We start from the raw sequence: 254 nt of genomic DNA on the forward strand, positions 1-254 counted from the left end.
GGCGTAAAAAATCCCTGTGGGTAGGCGCAAAATCGTGTGCAGGTTGCATTTGTCCATTAAGTCACGACGAATACTTAATCCTGCGTCAGAGTTTTCAAACAGCACATTATCCGGTAATACCACAGCAGCACGGCCACCGGGTTTTAAGTTGCGGTAAATATGCTGTAAAAACGCTAACTGTTTGTTACTAGTTTTGTGAGTGAAATTTCGGGTATTGCTGGCCTCGCCTCCTTTGCTGGTACCAAACGGCGGGT

At 46.5% G+C, this 254-nt stretch carries 1 protein-coding gene; it reads right to left on the reverse strand.

Annotated features, from left to right (window positions below; translation table 11 throughout):
• Nucleotides 1-254: HsdM family class I SAM-dependent methyltransferase (locus tag R0K30_RS22685; protein WP_410613191.1), on the reverse strand; the 254-nt coding region annotated here is incomplete at both ends.

Origin of the sequence: Bacillus sp. SIMBA_154 (assembly GCF_046536015.1) — a bacterium.
Classification (GTDB): Bacteria; Bacillota; Bacilli; order Bacillales; family Bacillaceae; genus Bacillus; species Bacillus pumilus_P.